The sequence below is a fragment of the Goodfellowiella coeruleoviolacea genome (genome assembly GCF_024171785.1).
Classification (GTDB): Bacteria; Actinomycetota; Actinomycetes; order Mycobacteriales; family Pseudonocardiaceae; genus Goodfellowiella; species Goodfellowiella coeruleoviolacea.
This window is the reverse complement of record NZ_JAMTCK010000010.1, coordinates 23671-41247: the sequence shown is the minus strand read 5'-3', so window position 1 is coordinate 41247 and position 17577 is coordinate 23671. Positions and strand designations below refer to the sequence as shown.

The window sequence follows — 17577 nt, the reverse complement described above, 5'->3', positions numbered from 1 at the left end:
GTCCAGACAAAGCCACCTGCTGACCGTCTGCAGGACGTGAGCCGGATGTCCGAGGTGATCGACCGGTTGATCGTCGCGGACACCGGTGCCGGCCACAGCAGCCAGGAGGCCACCGAGGCCAAACGGGTGGTCTCCACCGTGTACAACATGCTCGCCACCAGCTGGGACCTGGTCCAGATGTGGAACTGGGGGTACGACGACCCCAAGCTGCACCAGGAGATCGAGGAGATCATCCCCGGCTACAACCGTTTCGGCAGCGACGGCCTCTGCGAGCAGCTGTACTACTACACCCTGCGCCAGGTTCCCCGGAAGCTTTCGGACTACCGGGGGAAGCGGGTGCTCGAAGTGGGCAGCGGCATCGGTGGCGGGCTCAACTTCCTCTCCAGGGTGCTCGACGGGGCGGAACTGCGCGGGGTGGACCTCTCCAAGACCGCGGTCGCCCGGGCGAACGCGCGGCACGCCCGCGGGAAAACGCTTTCCTACACGGTCGGTGACGCCGAGGACATTCCGTTCGACGACGGCTCCTTCGACGTGGTGATCAATCTGGAGAGCTGCCACAACTACCCGCACCTGGACAGGTTCCTCGCCGAGGTGGCGCGAGTGCTCAAGCCGGGCGGCCACTTCTCCATGGTCGACCTGTTCAACGACCTGCACACGGTGAACTTCAACCAGGCGAAGTCCACCAACACCCAGCTGGAATGGCTGTCCGAGACCGACATCTCGCCACAGGTCAGCAAGGCGGTCCGGCAGCGGATGGCGCCGGGAAGCCACCTCCGGGAAACGTTCGCGAAGCAGAAGGCACCGCTGCTGCATCGGATCATCGGCGAGCCCTGCTGGACGGCGGCGTTCGGCGCGCTGTTCACCGGCGACGCCAGCACCTCGGCGGTGGCGAAGTTCGCCCGCAAGATCGGCGGTCTGTCCAGTTTGGACAAGGCGCCGATCCGGTCCTACCGGCACTACCTGGCGACCCGCGTCTCCTGACACCCCGACTCCGAAACAGCGCCAACCGGTCGCTGCCGACCGGCCGGCGCCGCCGCTGTCCGGCGCTCCGGCCAGGGCGACGTCGGCCCTCTTGGCGCGCGATGCAAGTGATCGCTTCGAGCCAGCACAGCCAGCAGTCAGCAGACGTGCGCGACCGTCCCTGCGGCGAGTGATCCCGGGTCGCGCCGACCACGGCCGGACACGTCCGTGCCAGCCGTCGGGCCGAACGCGGTGGGCGTGCTCCCGCCCACCGCCTTCACCATCGTGGACGCGCGGTTCGCCGCCCAGCCGATGATGCCGCTGCCAACTACCCCGCACCGGCATGCGGCCCCTGGTCCTGGCCGGGTCCGCCTTGTGCCCGACCAGGGTCGGCCGGCTGCCCCAGGCCGACGCGCCGACAGCGCCCATCGCAGTATCCTTCTCGGACCCACGCCGCCCACCGCGGCCGGCCCCCGCCTGAGCATCGCGGCGGTCGGCCTGCTGGTGCCGCGCCACCGACGCGGCTGACCCGGTCCGGCAGTCGGCCAGGACCTGGCACCACCCGGGTACCCGCGCACACCAGTCAGTTCGCGCGCCGCCGATCACACCCGGCCGGGATTTCGAAACTTTCGGACCGATCTGGGCACTCTTTCAGCCCCAGCGACTCGTCGATCACCCGACCGACCACTGAGCCCCCAGGTCGCCGCGCTACCCAAGCATACCCATCTCGACCTGGTGTTTTGTCGCCTTCCGGCAGGCCTGCGCGCACTCGATCCACCCGGAGATGGGCCACCCGACCGAATGAATACCCCTGAATGCCGGTCGGTTCAGGCCCGCGAGTTCCGCTGTTCAGCGCTGGTAGCGCCTATTTATTTCGAACAATACTGCTGAAAGTTTCCAGCACAACTGTCCCACCACCCAGGTAAACCCACCTGCGCACTCGCCAGGTGCTTCTCAGAAGGTGCCAAGCATGAAACTGACATCGAAGTCAGTGTCACGAGCCGCACTGGCGTTCACAGTGCTCGCCGCCACCACGGCTGCCACGGTGCTGACAGCCACCTCCGCCAGCGCCGCGAGCACGCTCGGCGCGTCAGCGGCTCAGACGGGTCGCTACTTCGGGACGGCCGTGGCCGCCAGCAGGCTGGGCGACGCGACCTACGTGGGCATTCTGAACCGCGAGTTCAACATGGTCACGCCCGAGAACGAGATGAAGATCGACGCGACCGAGCCCAGCCAGGGCCGGTTCTCGTACAGCAACGCCGACCGGATCGTCAACCACGCGCGCAGCCAGGGAATGCGGGTGCGCGGCCACACCCTCGCCTGGCACTCGCAGCAGCCCGAGTGGATGCGGTACATGGAGGGTTCCTCGCTGCGCCAGGCCATGCTCAACCACGTCACCCAGGTCGCGTCCTACTACCGAGGCAAGATCTACGCCTGGGACGTGGTGAACGAGGCGTTCGAGGACGGCAGCTCCGGCGCCCGGCGCAACTCCAACCTGCAGCGCACCGGCAACGACTGGATCGAGGCCGCGTTCCGCGCCGCCCGGGCGGCCGACTCGAACGCCAAGCTGTGCTACAACGACTACAACATCGACAACTGGTCGCACGCCAAGACCCAGGCCGTGTACCGGATGGTGCAGGACTTCAAGTCCCGCGGCGTGCCGATCGACTGCGTCGGCTTCCAGGCGCACTTCAACAGCGGCAACCCGGTGCCCAGCAACTACCACACCACCCTGCAGAACTTCGCGAACCTGGGTGTGGACGTCCAGATCACCGAGCTGGACATCGAGGGCTCCGGCTCCAGCCAGGCCCAGCAGTACCAGGGCGTCACCCAGGCGTGCCTGGCGGTGTCCCGCTGCAACGGCATCACCGTGTGGGGCATCCGGGACAGCGACTCCTGGCGCGCCTCCGGCACCCCGCTGCTGTTCGACAACTACGGCAACAAGAAGGCCGCCTACACCTCCGTGCTGAACGTGTTGAACAGCGGCAGCCCGTCGACGCCGCCGGACACCACCGAGCCGCCGACCACGACCCCGCCCGGCGACGGCTGCACCACGACCTACGCCGAGGGCCAGAAGTGGGGTGACCGCTTCAACGGCCAGGTGACCGTCTCGGGCAGTGACAACTGGGTCGTCACGGTCACGCTCCAGTCGCCACAGCGGGTCATCGCCACCTGGAACACCAGTCCGACGTGGGACAGCAGCGGCTTGGTCATGACGGCCCGCCCCAACGGCAACGGCAACGTCTTCGGGTTCACCATCCAGCACAACGGCAACTGGTCCTGGCCCAGCCTGACCTGCAGCGTCGGCTGACAACCCGGCGGCGGGCCGGTTCCGGGAACCGGCCCGTTCCGGGCGTCGGCGCCGAGCCGAGACGCACACCCCGTGGGGCGGTCACCTGACCTGGTGGCCGCCCCGCTGCCGTTGCCGCCAGGGGTCGTCCCGCTCGGCGGGTTCGACCGGTCAGCCCGCTCCGGTGTCCGGCCGGTGGACCGCCCTGGCCGGCGACTGGCTGCCCCACCGGGCGCCGGCCGATCACCCGCGTTCTGACGAACGGTACCGCTAGTACTCTGATCATCCTGTTTGCTTTCCACATCTCCGCCCACTTAGGGTACTTCGAGTACCTTAAGCGCGATGGGAAGAAGGCCCCCGATGAGCCTCGACGAGTTGCGGGGCAGCGTCCGCCGCGTGCTCGGCGTTGACGTGCCGCTTGGCCGGCCCGAGGGCGCGGGCCCGCACGTGCTGCGCCGGCTGACCGGCGGCAACACCCGGGTCGCCGAGCGGTTCGCCACCGGCCGGGTGTTCCTGGTCGGCGACGCCGCCCACGTGTACTCCGCCACCGGGGGCGGGCCCGGGCTCAACCTCGGTCTGCAGGACGCGATCAACCTCGGCTGGAAGCTCGCCGCCGAGATCCGCGGCGGCGCCCCACCCGGTCTGCTGGACAGCTACGCGGTGGAGCGGCGAGCAGCGGCCCAGCGCATGGTGCTGAACGCGCAGGCGCAGTCGGCGCTCATCGCCCCGGGCAGCGACGTCACCGGACTGCGCGAGGTGTTCACCGAACTGCTCCGCGACCGGGACACCGTGCGGCGCCTCGCCGAACTGGTCTCGGGCGCCGACACCCGCTACGACATGGGTGGACCCGACACGCACCCGCTCATCGGCCGGTTCGCCCCGGACCTGGACCTGCGCACCCCGACCGGCACGGTCCGCCTGGCCGAGCTGACCAGAACGGGTCGGCCGGTGCTGCTGGACCTGACCGAGGACGCGGCGCTCGCGGCGGCGCTGCCCGAGTGGCAGGGCCAGATCGACGTCGTCACGGCACGCCCGCAGCACCCCGCGCCCACCGCGCTGCTCCTCCGGCCGGATTCCCACGTGGCCTGGGCATCCGCCGCAGCGCGACCGGACGCCGCTGAACTGGACGCGCTCCGGGCGGCCGGGCAGCGCTGGTTCGGCCTCCCGGCACGTTCCTGACCGGCCCGCGGTTCCCGCCGCCCCTGGTCAACGGGTGGGCGGGCGGGTGGTGTCGTCGTGGTCAGCGCGGTGTCTCGACGAAGCGCTCCTGCCCCAGCACGGCGAGCAGCCGCAGCTTCTCGTCGTCCTCGGTGCGCGGGGCCGCGGTGAGCACGAGCAGCGCCTGCGACTGGTCCTCGGTGAACAGCACCTGGCAGTCCAGTTCGATCGGCCCGAGTTCGGGGTGGATGAGCGTCTTGTGGTCCGCGAAGCGCTTGGCGACCTCGTGCCGCTCCCACAGCCCGGCGAACTCCGCGCTCACCTTCTGCAGCGCCCGCACCAGCTCGCCGGCCCGCGAGTTCGGGCCCATCGACCCGTAGGCGGCGCGCAGGTTCGCGACCTGGGCGCGGCTCTGCCGGTCGCGGTCGTCCTCGGGGTAGCGCAGCCGCTCGGCCGGGTCGGTGAACCAGCGGTAGATCTCGCTGCGGGCCAGCCCCGTGTAGCCCGACCTGTCACCGAACAGCGCGTCGGCCATCCGGTTCTGCACCAGCGTCTCGCCCAGGTTGGACAGGATGAGCGCCGGGGTGTCCGCGAGGCGGTCGAGCACGCGCAGCAACGCGGGTGCCACGTGCGTGGCCGCCGACTCGTGCGACGGGGCGTTGCGTCCCGCCACGTGGAACAGGTAGTCCCGTTCCCCGGTGGTCAGGCGCAACGCGCGGGCGAGCGCGGTGAGCATCTGCTCACTGGGTTGTGGACCGCGCTGCTGTTCCAGGCGGGTGTAGTAGTCGGTCGACATCGCGGCGAGCGCCGCGACCTCCTCGCGCCGCAGCCCCGGGGCCCGCCGACGCGCGCCAGCGGCGAGCCCGATGTCCTCGGGCCGCAGCGCCGCACGCCGTCGCCGCAGGAAGTCCGCCAGTGCCACACGATCCATGCGCCCAGTATCGGCCGCCGGCCCAGGTGCGAACCAGGGATCGCGGATCCCCCGATGAGCCATCTCTGCCCCAGCCGCGCTCCAGCGGCCAGGCTCGAAGCATGAACATCTCCGGAAACACCATCTTCATCCCCGGCTCCACCAGCGGCATCGGCCTCGCTCTCGCCCTTGAGCTGCGGGCCAGGGGCAACACGGTCATCATCGGCGGCCGACGCGCCGAACTGCTCGACCAGATCGCCGCCGAGCACCCCGGCATCGACACCGTGCAGCTCGACACCAGCGACGCCGCCAGCATCGACGCCGCCGCGAAGCAGGTGCTCGCACGCCACCCCGACCTCAACGTCCTGGTCACGATGGCCGGCATCATGCGCGTCGAGGACTGGCACGCGCCCGGGTCGTTCCTCGCCTCGGCCGAGTCGGTCATCACGACCAACGTGCTCGGCCCGATCCGGCTGATCGCCGCGTTCGTCGAACACCTCCAGGCGCAGCCGGACGCCACGATCATGACCGTCTCCTCGGGCCTCGCGTTCACGCCGCTCAAGGTCACGCCGAGCTACAACGCGTCCAAGGCCGCGATCCACATGCTCAGCGAGTCGATCCGGCTGCAACTCGCCGACACCACCGTGAAGGTCGTGGAACTGGAACCGCCGGCCGTGCGCACCGCGCTGCTGCCCGGCCAGGAGGACAGCGAGTTCGCCATGCCGCTCGACGAGTTCGTGGCGGAGGTCGTCGCGCTGCTGGAGTCCCAGCCCGACGCGAAGGAGATCCAGGTGGAGCGGGTGAAGTTCCTGCGCTACGGCGAGGCGCGCGGCGACTACGACCAGGTCGTGGCCACCCTCAACGCGGCCGACCCGCACGGCAAGTAGCCGGACCCGCGGCCGGGGTGACGAGCGGAGCCACCCACCATCCGGCGCCGCCACCCGGCAGCGACCACTCCCCCACACCCGTCACCGGACCGGTCACGTCAACCCCCGGGACACCCACCCACACCAACCAAGGAGAACCACCGTGCCGTTCGCGAACTTCAAGGTGCCCGCCGGCTCGCTGAACGAGGAGCAGAAGGAACTCATCGTCCACCGCACCACCGACCTGTACGTCGAGATCTACGGTGAGCGGGCCCGCGCCACCACCATGGTCCTCGTCGAGGAGGTGCCCGATGGCGGCTGGGGCATCGGCGACCACGTCCTCACCCTCGCCCAACTGGAGGGCAACGGCTGACCCCGCGTCGCTCACCGGAGCGCGCCGCGCTGGGTGGTGGCGTGCAGGCTGCCGAGCAGGGCGAGTGCGCGGGCGCTGGGGGTACCGGGCTCCGCGTGGTAGATGACCAGTTGCTGCCCGGGGGCGCCGCGCACGTCAAAGGCCTGGTAGGTCAGGGTGAGCGGGCCCACGTCGGGGTGGACCAGCTGCTTGGGCTCGTGGGTCTTGCCACGCACCTGGTGACTGTGCCACAGGGTGCGGAAGTGCTCGCTGCCGTCGCTGAGTTCGGCCACCAGGCGGCGCAGGCGGGGATCGTGCGCGTCGAACCCGGCGGCCATCCGCAGGTTCGCCACGGTGGCCTGCGCCGTCCACTCCCACCGCGCGTAGAACTGGCGGGCGACGGGGTCCAGGAACACCATGCGGGCGAGGTTGTCCGCCGGGTCGAACGGGGCGAACAGCGCGTCGGCCAGGGCGTTGCTGGCCAGCACGTCCAGGTTCCGGTCGAGCACGAACGCCGGCGTGGTGGTGTAGCCGTCCATGAGCTGGCGCAGCTCCGGGCTGACCGTCCGGGGCACCGGTGCTGGGCCGCCGTCCGGTGTGGTTCCGGCCAGCCGGTGCAGGTGCTCGCGTGCGTCCGGGTCGAGGTCCAGCGCACGGCACAGGGCATCCAGCACCTGCGCGGACGGGTGCGACTCGCGGCCCTGCTCCAGGCGGGTGTAGTAGTCGACGTTCACGCCGGCGAGCACGGCGACTTCCTCGCGGCGCAGTCCGGCCACCCTGCGCTTGCCCGCGTAGGGCAGGCCGGCGTCCCGCGGTGACCGCTGCGCACGGCGTGCCCGCAGGAACTCGCCCAGCTCACTCCCGCTCATGCCACCAGGTTAGGTCCGCCGCCGCCCGCCTGGGTGGGTGTGGCACACCCAGCCACTGCGCGTCCTGCCGCGCACCCCGCCCGCCACGCAGAGTTGGTGGTGTCGGTGACCGCGAGCAAGAAGTGAGGGAACGACGATGAACACCGAGCAGCCCCAGCCGGCCGGCGGGCCGCACGCCGACGTGGTCGGCATGTGGGTCACCGCGGACGGGTACATCCGGCAGGAACTGCGCGCCGACGGGCGCTACGACGAAGCGCGCGGCGGCCGGCGCAGCGCCTACACCGGCCGGTACACGGTGACCGGGAACCACCTGGACTACGTCGACGACACCGGTTTCACCGCCACCGGGGACATCCGCGACGGCGTGCTCCACCACGAGCACCTGGTCCTCTACCGCGAATCCGCCGCTGGCGCCGGCCAGCAGGCACAGCGATGACCGCCGCCGGCGGCACCGGTGCGGAGCGCGCCGAACTCGACGGCAGGGTCGCACTGGTCACCGGTGCCGCGCGCGGGGTCGGCGCCGCCACGGTCGCCTGGCTGCACGCCCGGGGCGCGAGCGTGCTCGCCACGGATGTCCGTCCCCAGGTCGAGGACCTGGCCGCCCGGTTCGACCGGGTCGCCACCCTGGTCGGCGACGTGTCCCAGGAGGACACGGCCGTGCGGTCGGTCGCCACGGCGGTCGACCGGTTCGGCGGGCTGGACATCCTGGTCAACAACGCCGGCCGGTCGGTGAACAAGCCGATCACCGAGACCACGGCGACCGACTGGGACGAGCTGATGTCGGTCAACGCGCGCGGCGCCTTCCTGCACTCCCGGGAGGCGTTCCGGGTCATGCGCGAGCGCGGTGGCGGCGTGATCGTCACGGTCGGGTCGTTCACCTGCACGGTCGGCATGCCCGAGGCGTCGGCCTACAGCGCGGCCAAGGGGGCGCTGGCCCAGCTGACCAGGGTGCTCGCCCTGGAGGGCGGCCCGCACCGCATCCGCGCCAACGTCGTGGCGCCGGGCGTCATCGAGACCGACATGCTCGACAACCTCCGGCCCGACAGCCGGGAGTACCTGCGCTCCTTCGGCGACGCGCACCCGCTGGGCCGCGTCGCGCAGCCCGAGGAGATCGCCGAGGTGATCGGATTCCTGGCCGGCCCCCGGTCCAGCTTCATCACCGGTGCCGTGGTCGCCGCCGACGGCGGCTACACCGCGGCCTGAGCCCACCCACCACTGACGAGGAGAGCGGACATGACTGGACGGCTGGCCGGCAAGGTCGCGCTGATCACCGGGGCGACCGGCGGCATCGGACAGGCCACCGCGGAGTTGTTCACGCGCGAGGGTGCCCGCCTGGTCCTCACCGACGTCGCCGACGCGGCGGTGCGGGCACTCGCCGCGCGGCTGGGGACCAGCGGCGCGGACGTGCTGGCCGCCCGACTGGACGTCTCCTCGGCCGAAGGCTGGGACGAGGTCATCGACCTGACCCGCCAGCGGTTCGGCCGGCTGGACGTCCTGGTCAACGTGGCGGGCGTGGTGGACTGGCCGGGCATCGAGGACACCGGGCAGCAGGCCTGGGACCGGGTGATCGCGGTCAACCAGACCGGCACCTGGCTCGGCATGAAGGCGGCCATGCCGCTGCTGCGCGCGTCCGGCAACGCCTCGGTGATCAACACCTCCTCGGTGCTCGGCCTGGTCGGCAGCGGGGCGGCCGCCGCCTACCAGGCGTCCAAGGGTGCCGTGCGCCTGCTGACCAAGACCGCGGCGGTCGAGTACGCCACGCGGGGTGTGCGGGTCAACTCGGTGCACCCCGGGGTCATCGCGACACCGATGATCCAGGACCTGCTCGACGAGCAGGGCGACCGGCAGCCGGACATCGTACGCACGCCGATGCGCCGCGCCGGCCGCCCCGCTGAGGTGGCGCCCGCCATGCTGTTCCTGGCCAGCGACGAGTCCTCGTTCGTCACCGGGGCCGAGTTCGTCGTCGACGGCGGGCTCACCGCGCACTGACCCGGCGGCCCGACCGCCTCAGCCGCCCAGGCCGGCGGGCAGGCGCAGCTCGGTCACCGCCCCACCGCGGTCGATCGCCACGTCGAGGGTGCCGCCGGCCAGCGGCAGCCCGGTCACCCGCAGCGCCCCGACCGGGCTCGGTCGGGGCGGGTCGACGGTGACGGTGCGGTTCGGCACGTCCACCCGCAGCCCGAGGAAGGTCTCCAGGAGCACCACGGCCGAGGCGGCCGACCACGCCTGCGGGCGGCAGGACGCGGGATAGGGCACGGGCGTGGCCGTCTCCGCCATGCCGTAACCGGCGAACAGCTCGGGCAGCCGGTCGTCGAACGCGGTCGCGGCGTCCAGCAGTTGCATGCCCAGCCGGGCGGCCCGGTCCGACTGGCCGGCCCTGGCCAGGCCGCGCACCACGATGGCGGTGTCGTGCGGCCACACCGAACCGCAGTGGTAGCTCAGCGGCGAGTAGCCACCGGCCGCGTTCGACATGGTGCGCAGCCCGAAGCCGGCGGCCAGGTCGGCGCCGAGCAGCCGGGCCCCGATGTCCTCGCTCTCGGCCGCGTCGAGCAGGCCGGTGCCCAGCAGGTGGCCCATGTTGCTGGCCACGGCGTCCACCGTGGACTTCGCGCCGTCCAGGGCCAGCGCCGGGTAGCGGTCCCCGCCGGCGCGCACCCAGAACCGCTCGCGGAAGCGGTGGGCCAGCCGGTCCGCCCAGGCGCGCAACTCGCCCGGGTCCTCGCCGAGCGCGGTCAGCAGGTCGGCGGCGCGCAGCACGGCCTCGTGCTGGTAGCCCTGCACCTCGGCCAGGGCCACCGGGGGCGCGGCGATCACCCCGTTGGCGAACCGCACCGCGTCGCCCGAGTCCTTCCAGCCCTGGTTGGCCAGGCCGTGGCCGGACTCGTCGAAGTACTCGGCGAACCCGTCGCCGTCCGGGTCGGAGTAGTCGGTGATCCAGCGCAGTGCCGCCCGCAGGTTGGGCAGCAGCGCGCGCACCTCGGCCTCGGGCATGCCCCACCGCCAGGCGTCGTGCAGCAGGCACACCCACAGCGCGGTGGCGTCGATCGTGCCGTAGTACAGCGCGGGCAGGGACATCCGGCCCAGCCTGGTGGTGTCCCGCCGCCGCTCGTGCATGATCTTGCCGGGCGCCTCGCCGGTGCTCGGGTCGAACGTGGTCCCCTGGGCCCTGGCCAGCGTGCGCAGGGTGCCGGCGGCCAGCCGCACCGAGACCGGCAGCAGCAGCCGGGCCGCCCAGATGCTGTCCCGGCCGAACAGGGTGAGGTACCAGGGGGCGCCAGCGCTGGCGAACACGTCGTCGGGGTGCTCGCGTTCGGCCAGCAGCAGGGCGTCGAGGTCGGCCAGCGACCGGTGCAGGAGGCTGGTCAGGCGACGGTCGTCGGTGCTCACCTCGGGCCGGGCGAGCCGCACCGCGTGACCGGGCACGAACAGGGGTGCCTCGTCGGTCACGACGACCTCCCAGCGCAGCCGCGCGCTGGCCGCCGCGGCCAGCCCGACCCGCCAGCGCGCCACGGCGTGGTCCCCGGCGCTGACCAGCTCGGCCCCCTCGGCCCGCAGCACGCTGCGCAGCCCCCGCTGGTCCCGCCAGGTCGCGCTGTCCCGGTCGGTGGTGGCCGGCACTGCCCGCGCGTCACCACCGTCCTTGATCAGTTCGATCGGCGCGAAGTCGGCGGCCACGACGAGTTCGACCACGCACTCCAGGGGCCTGGCGGACGTGCTGACCAGCTCGATCTCCTCGCCCATGCCGGTGGCGGAGACCGTGCGGTGCCGGCGCAGCCAGACGGTCGGGTCGGCGCCCTCGTCACCGAGGTGGCGCAGCAGGCCGACGAACTCGCCGCGCTCGGCGGTCGGCTCACCCGCGCTGATCGGTTCTGGCTCGTGACCGTCCACGGTGAGCACGGCCTCGCTGAGCACGCGTCGGTCGTTGTGCAGCACGCCCTGGGTGCCGGTGCGGCGGATCTGTCCGTCCCGGCTGGACAGCACCACGGTCGGTGCCCGCAGGGCGATCGCCAGGTCGTGCAGCAGTGGCTGCTGTGCGGGCATCAGAACAACTCCTCAGCACGGCGGGATGTCACTTTGATCGTTCAAATTACACCCTGATCCACCCGAGGTGGAAAAGTGCGGCTAGTTTGACATGCACTGGCCGCTGATGCACAGTTCCGGCCAGTTGAACGATCAAAAGGCCAGGAGGAAGCGACGTGGCAGCCGGTGAGCGCAGTCGCGCCACGCTCAACGCCGTGGCACGGCAGGCGAACGTGTCCCGGCAGACCGTGTCCAACGTGATCAACTTCCCGGAGCGGGTCAGCGAGGAGACGCGCCTGCGGGTGCTCGCGGCCATCGAGGACCTCGGGTACCGCCCCCACCGGGCCGCCCGCCAGCTGCGCACCTCGCGGTCCCAGGTGATCGGCCTGCGCGTCTGGCCGCCCGGCGACGGGCTCAGCGGCGTGGTGCTGGACCACTTCCTGCACTCCCTCACCGCCTCGGCCGAACAGCACGACCACCACGTCATGCTCTTCACCGCCGCCGACGACGAGGCCGAGATGGCCGCCTACGCCGACCTCACCGCCACGGTCGGGGTGGACGCGTTCGTGCTCACCCACACCCACCACGACGACCAGCGCATCCGCTGGCTCGCCGAGCACCGGCTGCCGTTCGCCACGTTCGGTCGGCCGTGGGGCAGCCAGGTCAGCTACCCCTGGGTGGACGTGGACGGCGCGGCCGGCACCCGACTGGCCACCGAGCACCTGCTGCGCCGGGGTCACCAGGTGATCGGGTTCGTGGGCTGGCCGCCCGGCTCCGGTGTCGGCGAGGACCGCCGCGCCGGCTGGCTGTCCACGCTGGACTCGGCCGGGATCGGCCACCGGCCGGAGGCGGCGGTGTTCGACGGCGCCGAGGGTGGCCGGGTGGCCGCGGCCCGGCTGCTCGACGGCGACCACCCGCCAACGGCCTTCGTGTGCGCGAGCGACTCACTGGCCGTGGGCGTGGTGACCGAACTGCGGGAACGCGGGCGCCACCCGGGCGCGGACGCCTCGGTCATCGGCTTCGACGACACGCCCGCCGCCGGCGTGCTCGGCCTGAGCAGCATCGCCCAGCCGATCGCCGAGGTGGCCGCCGAATGCGTGCGGCACCTGCGCGCCGTGCTCGACGGCGAGACACCGACTCCCCTGTCCAGTCTGCTCCCGCCGCGGCTGGTCCTGCGCCAGACCTGACATCCCGTGTCGAGATCAAGGAGGATCCATGGGTCGAAGCATCACGCGCGTGCTCGGTGTCGCTGGAGCCGCCGGATTACTGCTGGCCACCACGGCGTGCGGCGGCAAGGGCTTTGACGACGCCAGCGCTCCGGCGCAGCAGCAGGCCGGGCCGGCGAAGCTGACCGTGCTCATCGCGTCCAGCAGCGCTGCCGAGCAGCACGCCGTCGAGCAGGCGGCCACCGCCTGGGCCACGCGCACCGGCTCCACCGTGGAGGTTGTCGCGGCCAACGACATGGCGCAGCAGCTCAGCCAGGGCTTTGCCGCGGGCAGCCCGCCGGACGTGTTCATGGCCGACGCCAGCAAGTTCGCCGGATACGCGCAGAACATGCTGCCCTACGGCGACTCGCTGCCCTACAAGGACGACATCTACCCGAGCCTGCGGCAGACGTTCACCCTCGACGACAAGCTGTACTGCGCGCCCAAGGACTTCTCCACGCTGGCGCTGGTGATCAACAACGAGCTGTGGACCCGCGCCGGGCTCACCGACCAGGACGTGCCCACCACCTGGGAGCAGCTGCGCGCCGTGGCCCAGAAGCTGACCACCGGCGAGCAGACCGGCCTGGTCTTCGCCAGCGAACACAACCGCGTCAACGCCTTCCTGGTGCAGGCGGGCGGCTGGGTGCTCGACGACAAGCAGACCACCGCCACCGCGGACACCCCGCAGAACCTGCAGGCCCTGCAGTACGTGCGGGACCTGCTGGCCAGCGGTGCCGCCAAGTTCCCCAAGCAGATCGGCGCCGGGGACAGCATCGAGGCACTCGGCAAGGGCAAGGCCGCCATGGTCGTCGAGGGCAACTGGATCGTCGGCGCCATGCGCAACGACTACCCGGACGTGAAGTACCGCGCCGTCCCGCTGCCCGCCGGCCCGGCCGGCGCCGGGACGCTGTCGTTCACCCAGTGCTGGGGGATCGCCGCGCAGAGCCACTACCAGGAGCAGGCCAAGGACCTGGTGAACGCGTTCATGGACCCGCAGCAGCAGCTCACCTTCGCCGAGACGTTCGGGGTGATGCCGGCCCGGCAGTCGGTGCGCGAGCAGTACCAGCAGCGCTTCCCCGACCAGGCGGCGTTCCTGCAGGGTGCCGAGCACGCGCACGGGCCGGTCACGCCGACGGCCATGGACGCGGTGATGGCCGACTTCGACGCCCAGTTGCAGCAGCTCCCGGACGCCGACCCCAAGCGGATCCTGGAACAGCTGCAGCGCAACGCCAGCGCGGCACTGGGTGCCCGATGAGCGTCCACCTGTCCGACCGTCCCGTCGCGGCAGCCGCGCCGCCGCGACGGGCTCGGGTGAACCGGCGCGGAGCCGGCGGTGACGGCGCGGTCGGCTGGCTGTTCCTCGCGCCCGCGATCGTGGTGCTCGGGCTGTTCCTGGTGCTGCCCATCGTGATGGCCTTCTGGGTCAGCGTCAGTGACTGGAAGGGCACCGGCAGTCCGTTCGCGTCCAGCGTCGGGTTCGTCGGCGCGGACAACTACGCGGCCCTGCTCACCACCCCCGGTCTGGCCCAGCAGAACTTCGGCACGAGCGTGCGCAACAACCTCTACTTCGTGCTGTTCGTGGTTCCGGTGCAGACCGCGCTCGCGTTGTTCCTGGCCGTGGTGCTCAACCAGCGCCGGCTGCGGGGCCGCAACTTCTTCCGCACCGCGCTGTACTTCCCGACGGTCACCAGCTCGGTGGCGATCTCGGTGGTGTTCCTGTTCCTGTTCTCCAGTTCCGGCACGGTCAACGCCGCGCTGGGACTGTTCGGAGTGGACGGTCCCAGCTGGTTCGCCGACCCGAGGGGGATCTTCCACCTGGCGTTGCAGGGGCTGGGCGTCGTGGCCGCGGACCACCCGCCGGCCGCGCTCGCCGACACCTCGGTGCTCGGGCTGTCGCTGTGGGACTGGCTGTCCGGACCGAGCGTGGCGATGTGCTCGATCATCATCCTGGTGGTCTGGACCTCCACCGGTGGGTACATGCTCATGTTCTACGCGGCCCTGCAGAACATCCCGGTCTCCCTGGACGAGGCCGCGCTGATCGACGGCGCCACCCCGGTGCAGCGGTTCTGGCGGATCACCGTGCCGCAGTTGCGGCCCACCCTGTTCCTGGTGCTCACCCTCGGTCTGATCGGCACCTGGCAGGTGTTCGACCAGGTGTACGTGATGAGCCGGGGGGCGCCCGCCAACACCACCCTCACCCCGGCCTACCTGTCGTACTCGACCTCCTTCATCGGCAAGCAGTGGGGCCAGGGCTCGGCCATCGCCTTCATGCTGTTCGTGCTGATCGTGGCGTTGACCCTGGTGCAGCGATGGATCCTGCGGGAACGCGACCGGACACCGAGGAGGGCCGGCCGATGAGCAGCCACCGATCCCGACTCGCCCGGCTGGCCGGCTACCTCGTGCTCGTCCTGGTCGCGCTGGCCTACACCTACCCGTTCCTGATCGAACTGGGCACCGCCTTCAAGACCAACGCGGACGCCACCGCCCACCCGCTCAACCCGCTGCCCCAGCAGTGGTCGCTGGACGCGTTCGACGCGCTCGCGGAGCTGGACTTCCCCCGGTGGGCGGCCAACTCGCTGGTGGTCACGGTGGCGGTGACCGTCGGCCGGATCGTGTCCTGCTCGATGGCCGGCTACGCACTGGCACGCCTGCGCTTCCGCGGTCGCTCCGCGGTGTTCGGCGCGCTGATCGCGGTCATGGCCGTGCCCGGCGTGGTGCTGCTGATCCCGAAGTTCCTCGTGCTCAACCAGCTGGGCGTGTACGACACCTACGCGGCGATGATCCTGCCGCTGTTGGTGGACGCCACCGGCATCTTCATCATGAAGCAGTTCTTCGAGACGGTGCCGGTCAGCGTCGAGGAGGCCGCCCGCATCGACGGCGCGGGACCGTTCCGGACCTTCTGGTCGGTGGTGCTGCCGATGTCCAAGCCCGCGTTGATCACCCTGACCATCCTGTCCTTCCAGGCGTCGTGGAACGAGCTGCCGCACTTCATCGTGTCCCGGCAGGACCCCGCGCTGAACACGCTCACCACCGGCGTGGCCACGCTGGTGTCCGGCCAGCTCGGGCAGGGCAACCAGTTCCCGCTCAAGCTGGCCGCGGCCCTGCTGATGACCCTGCCCGTGGCCGTCGTCTACTTCATCTTCTCCTCCCGGTTCACCCGAGGCACCTACGAGGGAGCGGACAAGTGACCAGCCGCCCGCTGGTCGGGGTGGCTGACCTGCCGGAGCCGACCGAGGGTGGTGCCGCCTGGTCGGCGCTGGCTGGCGGTCGGTCGATCAGGCGGTGGTGACGGTGACGGGGAGCTGGCGGGCGCCCATCAGCGCCTCGGGGTTGTGGAACTCAACGGGTTCGTCGGTGGCGACGCGGATGTCGGCGTACCGGTCCAACAGCAGGTTCAGCGCGATCCGGGATTCCAGCCTGGCCAGTGGCGCCCCGATGCAGAAGTGGATGCCGTGGCCGAAGGACAGGTGCCGGTTGGGCTTGCGGCGCGGGTCGAACCGGTCGGGGTCGGTGAAGTGCCGCTCGTCCCGGTTGGCCGACGCCACCCACAGCGAGAGCACCTGTCCCGGTGGGATGAGCTGACCGCCGAGTTCGACCTCGCGGGTGGTCAGCCGACCCTGCCGGGGCAGGCTGGGGCGCAACCGCACCACCTCCTCCAGCGCGTCCGGGACCAGGGTGCGGTCGGCGCGCAGTTCGCCGGCGGCGTCGGGGTTCTCGTCCAGGCACAGCACGGCGTTGCCGATCAGCCCGGTGGTGGTGGGGTGCCCGGCGGTGAGCAGCAGCGCGACAAAGGAGATGATCTCCTCGTCGTCGAGCTGGTTGCCGCTCTCGTCGCGGGCGTCCACCAGCAGGCTGATCAGGTCCTGACCGGGGTTGGCGCGGATCTTGGCGACGTGGTCGAGCAGGTAGCCGCGCATGGCCAGGCCGGTGGGCTTGAACGCCGCGACCTCCTCCGGCGTGGCCAGCGCGCCCTTCTCGGTCTGGGTGGCCACGAACGCGCTGGCCCACTGCCGGAACAGGCTGATGTCCTCGGTGGGCACCCCGATCAGCTCGGCGATCACGATGGCGGGCAACGGGTAGGCGAAGTCACCGATCAGGTCGATCCGGTCGCGGCCGGCCAGGTTGTCGAGCAGGTCGGTGGCCACGGCGGTGATCCGGGGTTCGAGCGTGGCCACCAGTTTCGGGGTGAACGCCCGGGTGACCAGGCCACGCAGTTGGCGGTGCCGGGGCGGGTCGCTGAAGAAGAAGTTCCCCTTGGCGAACCAGTCCATCTCCAGGTCCGGCGGGGCGAAGTCGTTGAAGTCGCTGGAGAACGTGGCGTAGTCGGAGAACACGGCGTTGATGTCGTCGTAGCCGAACACGTTCCACGTGCCGGGGAGTTCGCCTGCCGAGACGCCGCCCTCGGCGCGCTGTCTGGCGAACCAGTCGTACAGTCCGCTGATCCGTTCCGGCCAGGTGTGGCTGGTCGGGCTGTCGTTGCTGGTCATGAAGCGGCCTCCCTGAATGGGCGCGACGGCAACGGATTCCGCACTCCTCAGCGATCAGGTTCAGCAGGTCGACGGCGGTGGGCGCGGTCCTGCTCGGCATCGGTGTCCGGTCGTCTCGTCGCGGCACTCCGACCGCGCCTGGTGACCCCTGCTCTCGTCCGCGATCCCGTCGGCACCAGTTCCATCCCCCCTGACTGTCGAGAACCGGACAAGGGCCAGCCACCCGAACCCGCACCGGACGGTGGCACGCCCGCACTCCCGCACAACCCGCCCGGTTCGCCACGCGGCAGCGAACCGGGGCTCCGGCTGGTGCGGCGGAACGCGGCCGCCTCCGCTCAGCCTCCTGAGCGCAACCTCCTGCACCCAACCCTATTGAGCGACCGGATGTCCTTTGGGGACCTCCTCACTGCCGTTTTGTGCGAATTTCCAAGCCCTGCCCGGGGCAGGCGACCCGTTCGGA

At 71.2% G+C, this 17577-nt stretch carries 16 protein-coding genes; 12 read left to right on the top strand and 4 right to left on the bottom strand.

Features of this window, described 5'->3' with window-relative positions:
• Positions 1–45: 45 nt before the first annotated feature.
• The 3 genes from LX83_RS21685 (at position 46) to LX83_RS21675 (ending at position 4429) form a co-directional block, all read left to right on the top strand.
• A complete protein-coding gene (locus LX83_RS21685; protein WP_253774284.1) occupies positions 46–981 on the top strand; it encodes a class I SAM-dependent methyltransferase in 936 nt (311 codons plus the stop codon).
• Between the two features lie 949 nt (positions 982–1930).
• Positions 1931–3271 (top strand): endo-1,4-beta-xylanase, encoded by a 1341-nt coding sequence (locus LX83_RS21680; protein WP_253774282.1) that lies wholly within the window; start codon positions 1931–1933, stop codon positions 3269–3271.
• A 321-nt stretch (positions 3272–3592) separates the two neighbouring features.
• Entirely contained in the window at positions 3593–4429 is an 837-nt protein-coding gene (locus LX83_RS21675; protein WP_308204020.1) for an aromatic-ring hydroxylase C-terminal domain-containing protein, read from the top strand.
• Positions 4430–4490: 61 nt separating this feature from the next.
• On the opposite strand, the gene LX83_RS21670 is transcribed toward LX83_RS21675, so the two are convergent.
• Positions 4491–5339: a helix-turn-helix transcriptional regulator gene (locus LX83_RS21670; protein ID WP_253774280.1), complete on the bottom strand. Its 849-nt coding sequence runs from the start codon at positions 5337–5339 to the stop codon at positions 4491–4493.
• Positions 5340–5440: 101 nt separating this feature from the next.
• Here LX83_RS21670 and LX83_RS21665 point away from each other — a divergent pair, with 101 nt between their 5' ends.
• Positions 5441–6205, top strand: coding sequence for an SDR family oxidoreductase (locus LX83_RS21665; RefSeq protein WP_253774278.1), 765 nt, complete (start codon positions 5441–5443; stop codon positions 6203–6205).
• A 142-nt stretch (positions 6206–6347) separates the two neighbouring features.
• A complete protein-coding gene (locus LX83_RS21660; RefSeq protein WP_253774276.1) occupies positions 6348–6557 on the top strand; it encodes a tautomerase family protein in 210 nt (69 codons plus the stop codon).
• Positions 6558–6568: 11 nt separating this feature from the next.
• Here LX83_RS21660 and LX83_RS21655 read toward each other — a convergent pair whose 3' ends face one another.
• The gene (locus LX83_RS21655; protein ID WP_253774274.1) at positions 6569–7405 is read right to left on the bottom strand and encodes a helix-turn-helix transcriptional regulator; all 837 of its coding nucleotides are present in this window, start codon (positions 7403–7405) and stop codon (positions 6569–6571) included.
• A gap of 136 nt (positions 7406–7541) precedes the next feature.
• Between LX83_RS21655 and LX83_RS21650 the strand changes: the two genes are divergently transcribed.
• The 3 genes from LX83_RS21650 to LX83_RS21640 are packed head-to-tail and all read left to right on the top strand — an operon-like array spanning position 7542 to position 9394.
• On the top strand, positions 7542–7841 hold the full coding sequence (locus LX83_RS21650; protein ID WP_253774272.1) for an Atu4866 domain-containing protein: 300 nt from the start codon (positions 7542–7544) through the stop codon (positions 7839–7841).
• Entirely contained in the window at positions 7838–8608 is a 771-nt protein-coding gene (locus tag LX83_RS21645; RefSeq protein ID WP_253774270.1) for an SDR family NAD(P)-dependent oxidoreductase, read from the top strand. Before LX83_RS21650 ends, LX83_RS21645 begins: the two co-directional genes overlap by 4 nt.
• Positions 8609–8638: 30 nt before the next feature.
• Positions 8639–9394: an SDR family NAD(P)-dependent oxidoreductase gene (locus tag LX83_RS21640; protein WP_253774268.1), complete on the top strand. Its 756-nt coding sequence runs from the start codon at positions 8639–8641 to the stop codon at positions 9392–9394.
• An 18-nt stretch (positions 9395–9412) separates the two neighbouring features.
• Here the strand turns inward: LX83_RS21640 and LX83_RS21635 are convergent, their stop codons facing one another.
• Positions 9413–11446 carry an amylo-alpha-1,6-glucosidase gene (locus LX83_RS21635; protein ID WP_253774266.1) on the bottom strand — a complete coding sequence of 678 codons (2034 nt, stop codon included), beginning with the start codon at positions 11444–11446 and terminating at the stop codon, positions 9413–9415.
• Between the two features lie 155 nt (positions 11447–11601).
• Between LX83_RS21635 and LX83_RS21630 the strand changes: the two genes are divergently transcribed.
• The 4 genes from LX83_RS21630 to LX83_RS21615 are packed head-to-tail and all read left to right on the top strand — an operon-like array spanning position 11602 to position 15818.
• Entirely contained in the window at positions 11602–12612 is a 1011-nt protein-coding gene (locus tag LX83_RS21630; RefSeq protein ID WP_253774264.1) for a LacI family DNA-binding transcriptional regulator, read from the top strand.
• A 28-nt stretch (positions 12613–12640) separates the two neighbouring features.
• Positions 12641–13885: a sugar ABC transporter substrate-binding protein gene (locus tag LX83_RS21625; RefSeq protein ID WP_253774262.1), complete on the top strand. Its 1245-nt coding sequence runs from the start codon at positions 12641–12643 to the stop codon at positions 13883–13885.
• Between the two features lie 56 nt (positions 13886–13941).
• Positions 13942–14988: a carbohydrate ABC transporter permease gene (locus LX83_RS21620; protein WP_253774260.1), complete on the top strand. Its 1047-nt coding sequence runs from the start codon at positions 13942–13944 to the stop codon at positions 14986–14988.
• The gene (locus LX83_RS21615) at positions 14985–15818 is read left to right on the top strand and encodes a carbohydrate ABC transporter permease (RefSeq protein WP_253774258.1); all 834 of its coding nucleotides are present in this window, start codon (positions 14985–14987) and stop codon (positions 15816–15818) included. Before LX83_RS21620 ends, LX83_RS21615 begins: the two co-directional genes overlap by 4 nt.
• 87 nt (positions 15819–15905) lie before the next feature.
• Here LX83_RS21615 and LX83_RS21610 read toward each other — a convergent pair whose 3' ends face one another.
• Entirely contained in the window at positions 15906–17117 is a 1212-nt protein-coding gene (locus tag LX83_RS21610) for a cytochrome P450 (protein ID WP_253774256.1), read from the bottom strand.
• Positions 17118–17577 lie beyond the last annotated feature (460 nt).